We start from the raw sequence: 16689 nt of genomic DNA on the forward strand, positions 1-16689 counted from the left end.
GCGAGGGTCCAGGGTGTTGACGCTGAACACAGCAGATCAGATCGCCGCCGGCGTGCAGCGGGCAGTCTATCTGCATCCGCATGACAGCACCAAACTGGTCAAAGTCCTCAAGCAATCCCACGACATGCCCACCCGCCGCAACTTCAACGGGGTGATGGACCGGCTGGCCCCCAGCACGCGCCTGCGGCAGGTGCGCAAGGAATATCAGGAATATCTGCGGGTGATGCTGCAACATCCCGAACCGGATTTTCACGCCCCGTTTTCACATATGCTGGGGTTTGCGACGACGAACCTTGGGCTTGGCTGCATTACAGAACGTGTCAGCGAACCGGATGGCAGTTTGGGCGAGACCATTGGCAAGAAAGCCAAATCAGGCGCATTGACAGACGATGACATTGGCCTGCTGAACGACACTATCAGCCGGATTTACCGCTACAACCTCCGCGCCAGCGATATGAACGCCAAGAACTTCGTCATTGGGCACCGTGACAACGGCAGCGGCCCTGGTCCACGCGAATGTGTGCTGGTGGATGGCTTTGGCGATATCCATGCGATCCCCGTGCGATCAATGGCAGATTGGTCTAACCGCATGGGGTTGGATGGCAGTTGCGCAAAGCTTGCCCGTAAGACCAAACTGCACTGGGATAACAAAGCCCGCCAATTCAGCCGTTGAGAGAAGGAAACACATCATGCCCAAACACCGTGTCCTCACTGAATTTGGCATGGGCACCAGCCTGCGCCGCCAGGACTATACCCAAGCAGCCCGGCGTGGCCTGCAAGACGCGCTCTGGCATAACTCGATCAATATGGCCGAACTATTTGGCTTTCCCAAAGAGGCCATGCTGATCGATGTCGAGGTCGGCGTGCAAGCCCCTGATCAGGTTGATACCGCCGCGCTGATGGAAGTCTTCCCATATGGTCAACCCACGATCCATGTCACACAAGGCGGGCTTGATATTCCACGCCCCGATGGCAACCCCACAGTCATCGCCAACGTGGCGATCAACGTGTCGTTTCAGATGGAGCGGGCATGATAGAACAACGGGTCATCATCGAAATGGGCATGGGCAATGACCTGCACGGGATGGATTATCAAAAGGCCGCGCAGCGGGCGATTGAAGACGCCATTCGCCATTCGACCCTGCCGATCTTTGAAAGCATTGATCTGCCGCATACGGACATGCGGGTACAAGTCACCGTCGCCGTGCAAGAGCCCTCCAAGATCGACGCAGAGGCCCTTACTGCCGGGCTGCCGCGTGGCCGGGCCACTGTCACAGCGACCAAGGGCGGGTTGAATATTCACAACCCCGAAACCGGTGACACCGCCGTTGTTGCCACCGCCGCTGTAGAAGCCTTCCTGCCGTCGCAATCCGGCAAATGGGCGCAAATCTGAATGAAGCTGACACAGGCCCACCGCGATGCTCTGACTGATATCTTGCGTTGGCGGCGGGATGTGCGGCATTTCTTGCCCGATCCGGTGCCGCAGGATGCGCTTGATCGGTTGCGCGCAGCGATGGACCTTGCGCCATCCGTGGGCAATGCGCGTCCTTGGCGTGTGCTGCAAGTGCAGTCACCAGAATTGCGCCAGGCTGTCATTGCTAATTTTGAGATCGCCAATGAACAAGCTGGCGCGATCTATGACGATACCAAACGCGCGCGCTACAACGCGCTGAAACTCGCGGGTCTGCGCGAGGCTCCGGTGCATCTGGCGGTCTTTACAGAACGCGCACCCAAAGCCGGTCACGGACTGGGCCGGCAAACCATGCCCGAAATGCTGGACTATTCCACCGTCGCCGCAATCCACACGCTTTGGCTGGCGGCACGGGCTGAAAACCTTGGTGTCGGCTGGGTATCAATCCTTGATCCGGCAGGCATCGCGAAGGTGCTGGCTGTGCCTACAGGTTGGACGCTGACGGGTTATCTGTGTCTGGGCAGGGCGGCGACGGATGATGATACACCGCTTCTGCATCGCAAAGACTGGCAGGAGAACAGCCAGACACATTGGAAAGTGGTCTGATCCCAGCGCGAGGCTTTTCAAAAGTCTGGGCCAATCCCTTCAAAAGAACTTGCTAGCACTCGGTTCCTGCCTCGCGCACCGCCGATAGGGTCGCACCCGTGCTCAACGCTTCTTCGTCGACCTTGCATTCAATAATCGCGATTGTCCCTGCCGCCTTGGCGCGTGCAAAGGCCGCAGGAAAATCCTCGGACTTTTCGACGACCTCACCGTGCCCGCCATACGCCTGCGCAAGCGCCGCGAAATCAGGGTTAGCGAGCGCAGTGCCGGAAACACGCCCCGGATAAGTCTTTTCCTGATGCATGCGAATGGTGCCATAGCGCCCGTTGTTCATCACAATGGCAATCGGCGCGGCCCCGTGTTGTACCGCTGTTGACATCTCATTGCAGCTCATCTGAAAGCATCCATCACCGGCAAGACAAACGACCGTCCGGTCAGGATGGGTCAGCGCGGCGGCAATGGCGGCTGGAAAGCCATAGCCCATTGACCCAGAGGTCGGGGCCAATTGCGTGCCATGCTGTTTGTAAACAAAGTAGCGATGCAACCAGGCAGCATAGTTGCCTGCCCCATTGGTCAAAATGGCATCATCCGGCAGATTGTCAGAAAGCCACTTGATCACCTGTTCCTGCTTAAGCGCGCCAGGGCTTTCCTGCGGCGCGATCCAGCTTTCATAGTCTGCACGGGCGGCCGCGGTCCAGCTTTCCCAGGCGCCGGCATGTTCCGCCTGCGAAAGGGCACGCAATGCCATGGGTGCCGTCGCGACGATCCCTACGTCGGGGGTATAGACCCGCCCCAATTCATCCGCATCTGCATGGACATGCACGATCTTCTTACGCGAGGCCGCCGGATCAACCAGTGTGTAGCCTTGGGTCTCGATATCCCCTAAACGGGTACCAAGCAGGATGAGCGCATCAGCGTCGCGCACCCGCTGCGCCAGCTTGGGGTTGATGCCGACATTCAAATCGCCAGCATAGCAGGCGTGGTGGTTGTCCATGTAATCCTGCCTGCGAAATCCAGCGACCACGGGCACCTGCTGGATCTCGGCAAAAGCCTGCAGATCAGCCTGCGCCTGTGCTGACCAATGCGGGCCACCGACAACGACCAAAGGACGTTCGGCCTCTGCCAAGACATGCATGATTGACTGTACCGCCTGCGGCGAAAGCGCGTCAGGCACTGCTGCGGGCACATGAACGTCGGGTACGTCGGCGGCGGCACTCAGCATGTTTTCAGGCAAGGCCAGCACCACCGGGCCAGGACGGCCAGACATGGCCACCCGAAAGGCCCGACCGATGTATTCGGGCAGGCGATCTGTGTGGTCAACCTGTGCCACCCATTTTGCCAATCCACCAAAGACAGCGCGGTAATCAACTTCTTGAAAGGTCTCACGATCCGTGTGCCGGTTGTCGATCTGTCCCACAAACATCACCATCGGTGTGCTGTCCTGCTGGGCGATATGAATGCCAGCACTGGCATTTGTCGCGCCCGGCCCGCGGGTCACAAAGCACACGCCGGGCTTGCCGGTCATCTTGCCGTAAGCCTCGGCCATCATGGCAGCGCCGCCTTCCTGACGGCAGACGATATTGGGAATGCCGCTATCATAAAGCCCATCAAGAGCGGCCAGAAAGCTCTCTCCGGGGACAGAGAACACACGTTCCACACCCAGCTTAACCAGTTGATCGCTCAATATCTTTCCGCCGTGCCGGATCATATGTGCCTCCGCAGTTTTGCGCAGCATGGGTCAGACACAGCGGCTGTGCAACCATTGTGGTTGCGAAAAATCTGTCAGGCGCTACTTCTTTGCCAACCGACAAAAAAGGAGAGCCCATGACAACGCTACTTGGCATCTCAGGATCGCTACGCAGAGCTTCGACAAACACCAAACTAATCCGTGCCGCGGCGGGAATTTTTGCCGCTGACACCTTTGTCGAAGCGGATATCAACCTGCCGCTCTACAATGGTGATCTGGAAGAGGCGGACGGCATCCCCGCAGTCGTGCAAAAGCTGTCTGATCAGATTGCAGCCGCCGATGCGGTGATCATCGCGACACCTGAGTACAACAAAGCAATTTCGGGCGCATTGAAGAACGCGCTGGACTGGGTCAGCCGCACCAAAGGTAACCCTTGGGCCGGCAAACCGCTGGCCATCATGTCAGCCGCCGCCGGGCGTGCCGGGGGTGAGCGCGCGCAGTTTTCGCTGCGCCTCGCTATGATGGCATTTCGCCCCGATATCGTGCAGGGCCCCGAAGTTCTGGTGGCGAACTCCGGGCAGGAGTTTGATGAGGATGATCGGCTCAAGGGAGAGAAGTACAACAAGCAGCTGGGCGAGCTGATGGACGCTCTGAAAGCCCGGATTTGAGCCGCACGGACAGCGTACATATGCTTTAGATACCGCTGCGCGCTGGCAATTGCGCGCTGCTGGCCCTAAAACCAGCGGAAGTGGGCAGATTTTGGAGGCCTGGATGGCACGTGGCGCAGGCGGAACGGACGGTGGCACCGGCACATTCTTGATCGGGTTGATCATGATGGTGGGCGGCGGCTATCTGCTGCTGAACGGGATCGTGGTGCGGCCCAACTTTGGCATCGGCAGTCGGGTGTTTGGCATCGGCGGTGTGTCTATCACCTCCGGCATGGTCCTGATCCCGTTTATGTTCGGGGTGGGGATGATTTTCTACAACTCGCGGAACTGGTTCGGTTGGGGGATCGCCGGGGCGTCACTGGTCGCACTGGTGTTTGGCGTGATTGCCAATATGACGCTGCAACTGCAACGGATGAGCGCCTTTGATCTGATTGTGATCTTGGTGCTGTTTGTTGGGGGGTTGGGGTTGTTTTTGCGGTCGTTGAGGGCTGGGTGAAGGCGCACGGAGCGAAGGTCGGAATTGAGCCCAGAGTCCCCGATGCTGCACGCTGTACAAATGACCTGAACCTGCACAAAGCTGCCGTCCGACCTGTTTCAACCCTGATTGATGGGGAGGCTCACGCCGCCGCAGAGATACCCGAAAGCGGCCATTTACAAAGAGTCGCGGATTTATGACCCGAAAATGTCGCAGATGCGGGACTTTGTTACCATTGGTGGTTGAGGCTTAGTCATTGAACAGCAGCGACATTACCCATCGTGGTAAAACATCGTAATCACGCCCTGATCCGACTCAAAATAAACCGACACACCATGGTCTGCCCTGATTTGAATGCGGTCTTCTGAGTTAAGTGCTGCGCCAGTTATCGAGTTGGTCGCGTCCCCGTCTAATCTGGGATTCGAAAGACCATTCTGAATTCCATCAATGAAGTGAGCCATATCTGATCGACTTCCAGTAGCTTGAAAATCAACTGAGAAATCGATCAACCCATCATACTTACATTTCGTCGCTACAGCGTTTGCGGGAAGGCTTTGAGCAACCGGACACGAGTTTGGAAATTTGCTGTATCGCCAATCTTCACTAACCAACCAAGCAAAAAAACCGATCAGAGCAAGCCCAAAGGTAACTGCAAAGGTTTTCGCTATGCCCCATGATTTTATCCGCATGAGAATTTACTAGAGCTAAGCTACTGTCTCCACAAGTCTGCGCGATAAGCCGTTTTTGAAATGGCGACTTCCGGGCTCGTTGCCGCCATTGGGCATCATCGACAACGGGCCACTTGCGTCAAGGTCCGCTGCGAGCCCATAGTTCCTGCATTCACTTGAAGCGCCCTATCGAAAGACGGTACGTTGAAGAAGCGTCACAGGGGAATGAACGATAAGATGCAGAGCCAAGGAATTCCCGACAAAGTGCTGCAAGCATTGAAGCGGTTTGCAGTAGACGAACGGTTACTAGAAAATCTCAACCCAAAGTCACAAATTGTCACTGATCTTGGAATTTGGGGGGACGATTTCTGCGAGTTCTACGAGATACTTAGCGAAATTTACGGCACAGAATACCTTATTCCCGCAGAGTGCGTCCCGAGCGAATTTGCATGGGCTGGAACTCTAAAGGGATGGCTACCCTTCAGCGACATGAAAAAAGCTGTCCCAGAGGCTTCACTAACCGTTACGGAACTTGATGAGATCATGCGTGGACTTGGTTCCCAAGCATAAGCCTCGACCAAGAGGCCGACTGTAACAAAGTCCGCACAGCCGACCTTCAACCTTCAATCGACCAACCGTTTCAATACCCCAAAGCACACCCGTCTTTCCTTGGATCACTCCCCCCCTCAAGCACCCCGTCTTCCCGCAGCAGGATCGCTTGTGAGCCGCCTATTGCTGTTTCGGGCCGTTGCACGTTGTGGCCTAACGCGCTCAGCTCCGCTTTGACCGTATCGCTGTAGCCATCTTCGACGTTCAGCGCGTCTGCGTCCGCGAAACATCGCGGCGCGTCCATGGCCGCTTGGGGTGTCAGTCCAAAATCGGTGATGTTCGTCACGAAACGCGCGTGCCCTGTGGATTGGTATTGCCCGCCCATCACACCGAAGGGCATCAGTACGCGCGCCTCTTTCTTCAGCATTGCGGGGATGATCGTGTGCATGGGCCGTTTGCCGGGCGCCGCTTCGTTGGGGTGCCCTTGGGTTAGGGTAAACCCTGCCCCGCGGTTCTGGAACAGCACGCCGAATTTGTCCGACGCAATCCCCGATCCAAACGAATGGAAGACAGAGTAGATGAGCGAGACGCACATGCGGTCCTTGTCGACCACTGTGATATAGATGGTGTCCTTATGCACCGCCTCTGCCCCCGGCAGGCCGGCTGGCATTGCCTTTTTGGGGTCGATCAGGGCCGCAAGTCGAGCCGCTGTGTCGGAAGACGTCATATAGTCCAGTCGCGTCATGTGATCGGGATCAGACAGGAACCGGTTGCGGGTATCGTAGGCGAGTTTTGTTGCTTCCGCTTCGATATGCGCCCGCTGCGCACCCCATGGGTCCATGCCCGCGATGTCGAAGTGTTTGAGCATGTTCAGCAACAGGATTGCCGTCGCCCCCTGCCCGTTAGGCGGATGCTCATAAAGGTCCAAACCACCGTAGCCGCCCATGATCGGGTTGGTGTAGTTGCTTTCGTAGTTGGCGAAATCCTCTGGCGTGTGTGTGCCGCCCAGCGCTTGCAACGAAGCAACCATGTCCTTTGCCACATCGCCTTCATAGAAGCATTCGCGCCCGTCCATGGCGATTTTGCGCAACACCTCGGCCTGCCCCGGCGCGCGGAACAATTGCCCCGGTGTAGGCGCTTTCCCATCCACCAAAAACAAATCGCGGGCGCGGCCAGAGAGGTTGCCCACCGCCTTGGCCCAGTCCGAAGACACGCGGTCGGCCACGGGCACGCCTGCTTCGGCATAGTGGATCGCGGGGGCGAGTGCGGCCTTAAGGCCCAGTTTACCCCAATCCTTGGACAGCCGGCAGAAGGCATCAACCGCGCCGGGCACTGTTACAGCATCGGCAGAATACGGCGCAATCACATCGCCCTTGGCACGCAATTTTTCTGCGTCGATCCCCGCAGGCGCACGGCCTGATCCGTTCAGCGCCACGACCCGGTCTTCGCCCGGCGGTGTCATCAACACAAAGCAATCCCCGCCGATCCCGGTCATCTGCGGCTCGCAGAACCCCAGTAGCACGGCCCCGGCGATAGCGGCGTCCATGGCGTTGCCGCCTGCCTCCATCATCTGCACGGCGACCTTTGCGGCCAATGGATGCGATGTCGCACACATGCCGTTGGTGGCATAGACGGGCGAGCGGCCGGGGATATGAAAATTGCGCATAGGAGTGTCCTTCTTGTGCTGGCAAGAAGAGTAGGCCAAAGCACCGGGCTTGCAATGGCCTTTTGATCAGGGGATCCACACCAAGGATGCTTCAGGATTTGTAGCGGTTTCCGTACATCTTTTCCTGCAGCCCGGTGTACCACGTCTGAAAATCGGCAAAGGGCCAGAACAAAAAGAACGGCACCTGCAAGATACCAAAACCATAGGCGCGCACGGTGGGCAGCGTCCAGCGTTTGCGCACCGGATCGATCAGGCAATAGAGCGCCATGAACTTGGCAAAAGAGCCAATGAGCCGCAGGGCTGAGGACAGCCGCTTATCACTATGAACACGGTGCAAAGACATCAGGTTGCGTACCCGGATGGTGTTGGCCCGAAAGCGTCCGACGTTGCTGTCATTGCCATCGGCATGAAAAAAGCCAGCGTTGGTGGCATGCACCAGCCGCCCCAACCGGGACATCCGATAGGACAGGTCACTGTCATCATGTGGTGCGTAATACTTGAGCATCTCGGACCAACCGACTTGCACGCCAAATTTTCGCCGGAAGGTTGTGCGCCCGCCGTTGATCAAACCGCCTTCGCTGGCACCGGCAGCGCGTATTGGATCTGGTAGAGGGCTTCGGTCGACTGGTGGACCATAGGTTACAAAATGGCCATCAAGCGTAAGGAACTCTTCGAGCCAGTGGCGAAATCTACCGCGTATTGAGAGCGCCTGAGGCGCTGGCGCAGGAGTGGCAACCTCTGTGGATGTTGGGGCGTCGGGATCATAGGGGCCTTCTGTGAATTTCCCTGCCACCATCGCGATCAGGTCGTCCTTGTCGGTCTCGTAGATACCCATCACGATCTCTGCGGCGTCGGGATAAAGATAGATGTCATCGTCCAGAAAGAACACGATGTCCGATGTGGCCGCGCCCAGCGCCTGATTGCGTTGAAACGTGACCGACCGCACCTTTGCTTCTTCATAGACAAGCCGCACGGTTTGCCAGTCCTCTGCAAATTGGCCAAGCACCAGATCGCGGTGTTCCGCCCAATTGTCAGACCCATCAACAACCACAACCTCGGATGGCGGGCGGCTTTGTGACAGCGCAAAGCCGATTGTCTGAGTCAGAAATTGCGGCCGATTGTACGTGGGTATGCATAGCGTCCAATTCAGGCTGCCTTGCGCGCTCTTGTCCGCGGCCGCGGCTACGCCGGATGTTTTGTCATCAAGCATTGGGCGAAGCCATGGAATTTACATCGGTCATTGAAAAGCAACCCAACAAAATACAAGAACTGCCGACGATATTGCGAAGTATTGCGCAAATTGCAACCGATGCAATGCTGCTGCGGAGGATTGCGAAACGATATCCTGCTCTGGGTGAATTTGTATCATCCGACATCTGCATGATGATGACCCACAGGCTTTTCCTTTCCTGCGATCACGCGTAGCCTTCCTCCGAACCAAAAGCGAGGAGCCAGATCATGCGCGACGTCTTTATCACCGGAGCGGCCCGCACGCCTATGGGCGGCTTTCAGGGAATCTTTGCCGATGTTGATGCCCCGTCCCTAGGAGGTGTGGCGATCAAGGCCGCCATGGCCGAAGCCGAGGTTGCAACCGTAGACGAACTATTGATGGGCTGTGTTCTGCCTGCCGGTCAAGGTCAGGCCCCCGCGCGGCAGGCCGGGTTTGCTGCTGGGTTGGATGATACTGTGCCTGCCACCACGCTAAACAAAATGTGCGGTTCTGGCATGAAAGCGGCGATGATGGCTTTTGACCAGATCGCTTTGGGTGCAGCCCAGACCATGGTTGCGGGCGGTATGGAAAGCATGACCAATGCCCCTTATCTGATGCCCAAGATGCGCGCAGGTGCCCGCATTGGACATCAATCCGTGCAGGACAGCATGTTTCTGGATGGGTTGGAAGATGCCTATGACAAGGGCCGGCTGATGGGTACCTTTGCCGAAGATTGTGCAGGGGCGTTCCAGTTCACCCGCGAAGCACAGGATCAATATGCGATTGCTTCGCTGTCGAATGCCTTGGATGCAGAACGCTCTGGCGCCTTCAAGGCCGAGATTGCCCCGGTGACGGTGCATTCCCGCAACGGCGAGGACGTGATTACCTGCGACGAACAGCCCGGCAAGGCACGACCTGAGAAAATTCCGATGCTGAAACCCGCTTTTCGCAAGGATGGGACTGTCACAGCCGCCAACGCCTCTAGCATTTCCGATGGCGCTGCGGCCTTGGTGGTATCAGCGGACAAGTCCAAGGCGCGGGCGCGGATTCTGGGCCACGCCAGCCATGCACAGGCACCCGGTTGGTTCACCACTGCCCCGGTTCCGGCGGCACAGAAACTCTTGACCAAAATCGGCTGGACTGTCGATGACGTAGACCTGTGGGAAGTGAACGAAGCCTTTGCCGTCGTGCCTATGGCCTTCATGCATGAATTAGGCATTGCCCGCGACAAGGTGAATGTGAACGGCGGGGCCTGTGCGCTTGGCCATCCCATCGGTGCTTCGGGCGCGCGGATCATGGTGACGCTGCTGAATGCGCTTGAAACGCGCGGCCTTAAGCGTGGCATCGCTGCGATCTGTATTGGCGGGGGCGAAGGCACGGCCATCGCCATTGAGCGCATCTAATTAGAAGGCGAACGAACGTGATAACGCAAAGCATGATGTGCAACGTGGTCCAATGATGCATGTAAACTACACCGACCTGCACAAAACCGTTGCCGCCCTCACCGCCGGTGAAGATGACGAGGTCGCCCTAATGGCGACCGTCGCCTGCGAAGTGCATCACAGTGACGACCGGTTTGACTGGACCGGATTTTATCGGGTGTCCGGGCCACAGATGCTCAAGATCGGGCCTTATCAGGGCGGGCACGGCTGTCTGACGATCCCTTTTGCCCGTGGCGTATGCGGCGCGGCGGCCCGGACCAGAGAACCGCAACTGGTGCCCGATGTTGATGCATTTCCGGGACATATCGCTTGCGCCAGCAGCACTCGCTCTGAAATGGTATTGCCGGTTTTTGGCAAAGACGGTGCCTTGATCGGTGTCTTTGATATCGACAGCAATCAACCTGACATCTTCACGCAAGACGACGTGGAAGGCCTGCAAGCCATGCTCAAATCGGTCTTTGCGCAAGGCGGGTAACCTGCCTAGAGTGCCTCCAACGTTGACAAAACGTTTTGTGAATGGGAGCGACTCAGTTATATGAAATTTCATGGTATTTTTTCACGAGGCCACAATGCCCGGTAGTCGGGTGACCGTCGCAACCTTGGGTGCTGACATCCGCGCCTTGCGCAAGGCGCGTCGAATGACCTTGATGGATCTCGCCGAAGCGCTGAACCGCTCTGTTGGTTGGCTCAGCCAAGTAGAACGCGACAAGTCACACCCGGCGATTGCCGATCTTGGACGGATGGCCGAGATTCTGGATGTTTCTATCTCCAGTTTTTTGCAGGTGGGTGCCATCCCCGAGGAAGAAGGCATCGTTGTGCGCGCAGGCGCACGTCGCCCGATTGGCAGTCGCACCGAGGGCCTCACCGAAGCGTTGTTGTCGCCTGATCTGACCGATGATTTCGAGGTAATCCACTCGACCTTTGCGCCCGGATCAAAGCTCGATGAACCACTGACGCGCCCAACCCAAGAGGTGTGCTATATCGTCAGCGGCAGCTTTGATATCAAGATTGACGACAAAGCCTTTACAGTCGCGGCCGGTGACAGCTTCCGCCTGCGCGGTGAGCGTTTCAGTTGGAAGAACCCCTACGATACCCCGTGCGAGATCATCTGGGTGATCTCTCCTCCGGTCTACTAGGGGGTGCGATGACGCATCGGGGCCGTTGCGAATGTGGTGCTGTCGCCTTTGAGGTGATCAAGCTGCGTGAAACGGTCACGTTCTGCCATTGCAGCCAGTGTCGGCGGATCAGTGGTCACTACTGGGCCGCAACCCGTGCGGATGTGGCCGATGTGACCTTTACCGCAAAGGACGGTTTGGCCTGGTATCAGTCTTCTGAGGATGCTCGCCGTGGTTTTTGCAAAACCTGCGGATCAAGCCTGTTTTTCCAGCCTGTTGGCGCAAATCATCTAGGCATTGCCGCTGGTTGCCTTGACCTGCCCACTGCGATGACCGCTGCTAAGCATATCTTTACCGCCGATGCAGGCGACTACTACACCATCCCGGATGATGCGCCGCACATCCCTGACTAGAGAAGGCGAACGATATGGCTGATTTCCCGACCACTGCGCGTGTTGTGATTATTGGTGGCGGTGTTGTGGGGGTATCAACCCTCTATCATCTGGCCAAGAAAGGCTGGACCGATTGCGTCTTGCTGGAGAAAAACGAATTGACTGCCGGGTCAACCTGGCATGCCGCAGGCAACTGCCCGTCGTTCAGCACCTCATGGGCGGTGATGAACATGCAGCGCTATTCGCTGAACCTTTATAAAGGGCTCGCCGACGAGGTTGATTATCCGATGAACTACCACGTCACCGGATCAATCCGGCTGGCACATTCCAAAGAGCGCATGCAAGAGTTTGCCCGCGCCATGGGCATGGCAAATTATCAGGGTTTGAACCTGAAGTTGATGACGCCAGATGAAGCCCAAGAGATGTATCCGTTCCTCGAGACGCATGATCTGGAAGGCACACTTTATGACCCCGATGATGGTGACATCGACCCCGCACAGCTGACGCAGGCGCTGGCCAAAGGGGCCCGCCAGATGGGCGCCAAGATCGAGCGGTTTTGTAGTGCGACAGGTGTGACGCAGCACCCCAACGGCACATGGACGGTACATACGGAAAAAGGCGACATCGACTGCGAGAAAGTCGTGAATGCGGGCGGATATTATGCCCAGCGCATTGGCGAATGGTTCAAGCCCTACGGTGGGCGCACCGTGCCAATGGTCACGATGTCCCACCAGTACTTCCTGACCGACGAGATACCCGAGCTGAAGGAATGGTCGGAAAAGAACGGCGGCAAAGTACCTTTGCTGCGCGATGTGGATAGCTCTTACTATCTGCGCCAGGACAAGAACGGGCTGAACCTTGGCCCTTATGAACTGAATTGCAAGGCGCATTGGGTGACGCCGGACGATCCGCAACCCGATGACTTCAGCTTCCAGCTTTACCCCGACGATCTTGAGCGGTTGGAATGGTATATCGAAGACGCCATGGCGCGCGTGCCGCTCCTTGGCACTGCGGGTGTTGGGCGTGTCATCAACGGTCCGATCCCCTATGCCCCCGATGGCCTGCCGCTGGTCGGCCCCATGCCCGGCGTCAAAAATGCCTTTGAGGCCTGCGTCTTTACCTTTGGCATCACCCAAGGCGGTGGCGCGGGCAAGGTTGCGGCCGAATGGATTGTCGATGGTCAGACCGAATGGGACATGTGGGCCATCGATCCGCGCCGCTATACCGATTACACCGATCAGGACTATTGTCACCAGAAAGCTCTGGAAGTTTACGGCCACGAGTATGGCATGCATTTCCCCCACAAGATGTGGCCGGCAGGCCGCGACAAAAAGCTGTCGCCCGTCGATGCCAAGGTTCGGGAACTGGGCGGCCAGATGGGGCCCTATAACGGCTGGGAACGCGCCAACTGGTATGCCAAAGACGGTGACGACACCTCGATCGAAGCGACCGAGACATGGGACCGTAACGGCCCATGGCAGCCGCGTGTGAAAGAGGAATGCGAAGCGGTGCGCGATGGCGTTGGCGTTCTGGACCTGCCCGGCTTCTCGCGGTTCGACCTTTCAGGCGAAGGTGCTGCCGAGTTCTTGCGCACCCGCATTGCAGGTGCATTGCCCAAGGTCGGCCGCATGAACCTTGCATACTTTGCTGATGACCGGGGCCGCATCCTGACCGAGATGTCGGTGATGCGCCATGACGACGATCAGTTCACGCTGATCACCGCTGCCTCTGCGCAATGGCATGATTTTGAGGTGCTCAGTGATTTGCTACCCGAAGGGCTGGTGCTGACGGATCGCACCACAGAATTCTCAACCCTTATCGTGACTGGGCCGAAGGCGCGTGATCTGTTTGCCAGTCTGGGAACCGAGGCCGATCTGTCAACTGGGTGGCTGAGCCATCAATCGGCAAAGGTTGCCGGTCTCGATTGCGCGCTCGCCCGCGTGAGCTTTGCCGGTGAATTGGGTTGGGAAATCCATGCTACCAACGCCAACATGCCCGCGCTTTATGACGCGGTACTGGGTGCCGGTGCTGTGCCATTTGGCATGTTTGCCCTCAACGCGCTGCGTCTTGAGAAAGGCTATCGCGCATGGAAAGGTGATCTGAGCACGGATTATTCGCTGCTTGAAGGTGGTCTGGACCGGTTCATCAAATTCGACAAACCACAGGATTTCCCCGGCAAGGCCGCACTTTTGTCTGAGAAACAGGCAGGCGTGGCCAAACGCTTTGTGACGATAACGTTGGATAATCCCGGCCCCGCGGATGCGCCCTACATGTCCACGATCTGGGTGGGCGATGACGTGGCGGGTGAAACCACTTCTGGCGGTTGGGGGTATCGTACGAATAAATCCATCGCCCTTGGCATGGTCCGCGCAGATGTGGCTGAACCGGGCACCAAGGTCGCCGTTGATATCTATGGTGAGCGTTATAGCGCGACCATTGAAAAAGATCAGCCGCTTTGGGATCCGCAGAACGAACGGATCCGCGCCTGATGCTGACCGCCCCGATGAAAGACCTGATCGCCACGTTCCCCTTGGGGTTCGTGGCCTCAGTGACGTCTGAGGGTGCGCCAGCCGTTTCGCCCAAAGGCACGTTTTTGATCCTCGACGATGAAACGCTGGCCTATGGTGACATCCGCTCTCCGGGCACACGGGCCAATCTTGCGGCCAACCCGGCCGTTGAAGTGAATTTCGTCGATCCATTCAAGCGCAAGGCCGTGCGTGTGACCGGCACGGCCACTATCCATATGAAAGGCGGAGACCAGTTTGCACAACTGCACCCGCGCTGGCCCGAGGTTTTTGGTTCCCTGTCCGCCCGCATCGGCGCGATTGTTGAAATCAAAATCACGGCAGCAAGTGAAATCTGGACGCCGCCGTATGATGATGGCATCACCGAAGACGAGATGATCACGACCTATGTCGCGAAGTTCGGGGCGCTTTATTCATGACAGATATCATTCTTCTCGACGGCGGTATGGGCCAGGAACTGGTCCATCGCGCCGGCGACAACCCGACGCCGCTGTGGTCCACCCAAGTTATGATTAATCACCCCGGCATGGTGGCGGCCGTGCATAACGATTACGTCTCAGCCGGTGCCACGGTGCATACCACCAATACCTATGCCATCCTGCGGGATCGTTTGGAGGGCACCCCGTTTGAAGGGCAATTCGAGGCCCTGCATGCGGCTGCGATCAAAGAAGCCGCGGGCGTTGGCGTTGTTGCAGGGTCACTAGGGCCTTTGGGCGCATCTTACCGTCCTGACCTGATGCCACCACATGACACCGCCGTCGCCATCTACAAGGAGGTCGTCGATCAGCTGGCACCCCATGTGGACGTGCTGATCTGTGAAACGGTGGCCTCTGTTGCCCATGCCCGCGCCATTTTGGAAGCGACGGCCGGAGCGGGCAAACCTGTTTGGCTGGCGCTCACGGTACAGGATGAGGACGGCACGCGCCTGCGGTCAGGCGAGCCAGTGGCAGACGTGCTGCCCCATGCCCGACAGGCCGCTGCGCTACTGGCCAATTGTTCATCACCCGAGGCGATCACGGCTGCGATCGAAGTACTGGCCAAGGGTGATCTGCCTTTTGGTGGCTATGCGAACGGGTTCGTTAAGATTGCCGACGGGTTCCTGACCGACAAACCCACCGTAGATGCACTGACCGCACGTGAGGATCTGGGGCCAGAGGCCTATGCCGTCTTCGCCATGAACTGGATCGCACAAGGCGCCACTATCGTGGGTGGATGTTGCGAGGTCGGGCCCGCGCATATCGCAGAACTGGCCCATCAGATCAGGGCAGCGGGCCACAACATCGTTGCGCCATGACCGACCTGCAGGTATTTGATATCTTCGTTGCCGAAGGATTCGTACTGACAGAGTTTACTGGCATTGTCGAAGTGCTGCGGCTTGCCAACCGGATCAATGGCACACCCGTTTTTGAGTGGCACTACAGGTCTTGGCACGGCGGTCCCATTGCATGCAGCAGCGCCGCTGTGATCGAAACAACTCCACTGCCAAGCCGCCCCGAGGCAGATTATCTGTTTGTGATCGGCAACTCCGATCCCGCCTGCCCGGCACTCTCTATGGGTAACAGTCTGGCCAATTACACCAGCCGTCAGGCGCGGGTTGTCCTGCTTGCCGAGGCTGCTAGCCGCTATATCGCAGAGCACAAAGGCGACCCCCGCAGTCACACCACCCATTGGGAAAACCGCGCCGTGCTGATGGAGAGGCTGGGCCTGTTTGAGACCAAAGCCACGCTGGCCGTAGACGGCGGCGCGATCATCACCTGTGCGGGCATGGGGGCGACATTCGACATCGCATTGTCGATTGCGAGCCAACATATCTCTGCTGCGACGATGATGACCGTCGCCGATGTGCTGCTGCATGAACGGGTCCGGCATTTTAACACCTTGCAACCATTTTCGGGTCGCGAAGTATCATCAACCGGAGACACAGCATTGGACGCCTGTATCGCCCTGATGAAGGACAACATGGAATTCGCCCTGCCCATCACCGAAGTGGCCCAACGCGCCAAGCTGTCCAAACGCTCGCTCGAACGCAAGTTCAACCGTGTACTCAAAACCACGCCCAACGGCTATTATCGTGGGCTGCGCCTGACGAAGGCCAACAATCTGTTGCTCAATACCGACCTGCGCATCAATGAGATCGGGTTGGCCTGCGGCTTTCCCAGTGGCTTTACCACAATCTACCGCCAGGCCTTTGGCATGACGCCAAATGCAGCGCGCAAGAAAGGTCGGCCCAAATAGCAGATTTGCGCCAATAGTGACGCATTCAAATCATTCCCAATCA

At 57.7% G+C, this 16689-nt stretch carries 20 protein-coding genes; 16 read left to right on the top strand and 4 right to left on the bottom strand.

Annotated features, from left to right (window positions below; translation table 11 throughout):
- Positions 1 to 13 precede the first annotated feature (13 nt).
- The 4 genes from DHN10_RS12230 to bluB are packed head-to-tail and all read left to right on the top strand — an operon-like array spanning position 14 to position 2017.
- Positions 14 to 673, top strand: a complete 660-nt coding sequence (locus DHN10_RS12230) for a YrbL family protein (protein ID WP_108815589.1) — start codon at positions 14 to 16, stop codon at positions 671 to 673.
- 16 nt (positions 674 to 689) lie between these two features.
- Positions 690 to 1034, top strand: a complete 345-nt coding sequence (locus DHN10_RS12235; protein WP_108815590.1) for a Lin0512 family protein — start codon at positions 690 to 692, stop codon at positions 1032 to 1034.
- Positions 1031 to 1393, top strand: coding sequence for a Lin0512 family protein (locus tag DHN10_RS12240; RefSeq protein ID WP_108815591.1), 363 nt, complete (start codon positions 1031 to 1033; stop codon positions 1391 to 1393). The genes DHN10_RS12235 and DHN10_RS12240 overlap by 4 nt, the downstream gene beginning before the upstream one ends.
- Positions 1394 to 2017 carry a 5,6-dimethylbenzimidazole synthase gene (gene bluB, locus DHN10_RS12245; RefSeq protein WP_108815592.1) on the top strand — a complete coding sequence of 208 codons (624 nt, stop codon included), beginning with the start codon at positions 1394 to 1396 and terminating at the stop codon, positions 2015 to 2017. It abuts the gene before it with no gap.
- A gap of 52 nt (positions 2018 to 2069) precedes the next feature.
- Here the strand turns inward: bluB and DHN10_RS12250 are convergent, their stop codons facing one another.
- Entirely contained in the window at positions 2070 to 3749 is a 1680-nt protein-coding gene (locus tag DHN10_RS12250) for a thiamine pyrophosphate-binding protein (protein ID WP_373456708.1), read from the bottom strand.
- Between the two features lie 89 nt (positions 3750 to 3838).
- Here DHN10_RS12250 and DHN10_RS12255 point away from each other — a divergent pair, with 89 nt between their 5' ends.
- Together DHN10_RS12255 and DHN10_RS12260 are read left to right on the top strand one after the other, a co-directional pair.
- Entirely contained in the window at positions 3839 to 4369 is a 531-nt protein-coding gene (locus DHN10_RS12255; protein WP_108815593.1) for an NADPH-dependent FMN reductase, read from the top strand.
- A gap of 103 nt (positions 4370 to 4472) precedes the next feature.
- On the top strand, positions 4473 to 4865 hold the full coding sequence (locus tag DHN10_RS12260) for a hypothetical protein (RefSeq protein ID WP_108815594.1): 393 nt from the start codon (positions 4473 to 4475) through the stop codon (positions 4863 to 4865).
- Between the two features lie 251 nt (positions 4866 to 5116).
- On the opposite strand, the gene DHN10_RS12265 is transcribed toward DHN10_RS12260, so the two are convergent.
- Positions 5117 to 5533, bottom strand: coding sequence for a hypothetical protein (locus tag DHN10_RS12265; RefSeq protein WP_108815595.1), 417 nt, complete (start codon positions 5531 to 5533; stop codon positions 5117 to 5119).
- 204 nt (positions 5534 to 5737) lie between these two features.
- Between DHN10_RS12265 and DHN10_RS12270 the strand changes: the two genes are divergently transcribed.
- On the top strand, positions 5738 to 6082 hold the full coding sequence (locus tag DHN10_RS12270) for a hypothetical protein (RefSeq protein ID WP_108815596.1): 345 nt from the start codon (positions 5738 to 5740) through the stop codon (positions 6080 to 6082).
- A 70-nt stretch (positions 6083 to 6152) separates the two neighbouring features.
- On the opposite strand, the gene DHN10_RS12275 is transcribed toward DHN10_RS12270, so the two are convergent.
- On the bottom strand, positions 6153 to 7727 hold the full coding sequence (locus DHN10_RS12275; RefSeq protein WP_108815597.1) for a gamma-glutamyltransferase family protein: 1575 nt from the start codon (positions 7725 to 7727) through the stop codon (positions 6153 to 6155).
- A gap of 91 nt (positions 7728 to 7818) precedes the next feature.
- Entirely contained in the window at positions 7819 to 8937 is a 1119-nt protein-coding gene (locus DHN10_RS12280) for a glycosyltransferase family 2 protein (protein WP_108815598.1), read from the bottom strand.
- An 11-nt stretch (positions 8938 to 8948) separates the two neighbouring features.
- Here DHN10_RS12280 and DHN10_RS12285 point away from each other — a divergent pair, with 11 nt between their 5' ends.
- From DHN10_RS12285 to DHN10_RS12325, 9 genes are all read left to right on the top strand, one after another.
- Complete coding sequence (locus DHN10_RS12285; RefSeq protein WP_108815599.1) at positions 8949 to 9152, top strand: hypothetical protein; 204 nt, start codon at positions 8949 to 8951, stop codon at positions 9150 to 9152.
- Between the two features lie 33 nt (positions 9153 to 9185).
- On the top strand, positions 9186 to 10340 hold the full coding sequence (locus tag DHN10_RS12290) for an acetyl-CoA C-acyltransferase (RefSeq protein WP_108815600.1): 1155 nt from the start codon (positions 9186 to 9188) through the stop codon (positions 10338 to 10340).
- A 55-nt stretch (positions 10341 to 10395) separates the two neighbouring features.
- On the top strand, positions 10396 to 10854 hold the full coding sequence (locus tag DHN10_RS12295) for a GAF domain-containing protein (protein WP_108815722.1): 459 nt from the start codon (positions 10396 to 10398) through the stop codon (positions 10852 to 10854).
- Positions 10855 to 10924: 70 nt separating this feature from the next.
- Positions 10925 to 11515 (top strand): helix-turn-helix domain-containing protein, encoded by a 591-nt coding sequence (locus tag DHN10_RS12300; protein ID WP_234417121.1) that lies wholly within the window; start codon positions 10925 to 10927, stop codon positions 11513 to 11515.
- Between the two features lie 8 nt (positions 11516 to 11523).
- Positions 11524 to 11907 (top strand): GFA family protein, encoded by a 384-nt coding sequence (locus tag DHN10_RS12305; protein ID WP_108815601.1) that lies wholly within the window; start codon positions 11524 to 11526, stop codon positions 11905 to 11907.
- A gap of 14 nt (positions 11908 to 11921) precedes the next feature.
- Positions 11922 to 14375, top strand: coding sequence for a GcvT family protein (locus DHN10_RS12310; RefSeq protein WP_108815602.1), 2454 nt, complete (start codon positions 11922 to 11924; stop codon positions 14373 to 14375).
- Positions 14375 to 14830 (top strand): pyridoxamine 5'-phosphate oxidase family protein, encoded by a 456-nt coding sequence (locus DHN10_RS12315; protein WP_108815724.1) that lies wholly within the window; start codon positions 14375 to 14377, stop codon positions 14828 to 14830. Before DHN10_RS12310 ends, DHN10_RS12315 begins: the two co-directional genes overlap by 1 nt.
- Positions 14827 to 15705 (top strand): homocysteine S-methyltransferase family protein, encoded by an 879-nt coding sequence (locus tag DHN10_RS12320; RefSeq protein ID WP_108815603.1) that lies wholly within the window; start codon positions 14827 to 14829, stop codon positions 15703 to 15705. The genes DHN10_RS12315 and DHN10_RS12320 overlap by 4 nt, the downstream gene beginning before the upstream one ends.
- Positions 15702 to 16646, top strand: a complete 945-nt coding sequence (locus DHN10_RS12325) for a GlxA family transcriptional regulator (RefSeq protein ID WP_108815604.1) — start codon at positions 15702 to 15704, stop codon at positions 16644 to 16646. The genes DHN10_RS12320 and DHN10_RS12325 overlap by 4 nt, the downstream gene beginning before the upstream one ends.
- Positions 16647 to 16689 lie beyond the last annotated feature (43 nt).

Origin of the sequence: Loktanella sp. Alg231-35 (genome assembly GCF_900143545.1) — a bacterium.
Lineage (GTDB): Bacteria > Pseudomonadota > Alphaproteobacteria > Rhodobacterales > Rhodobacteraceae > Yoonia.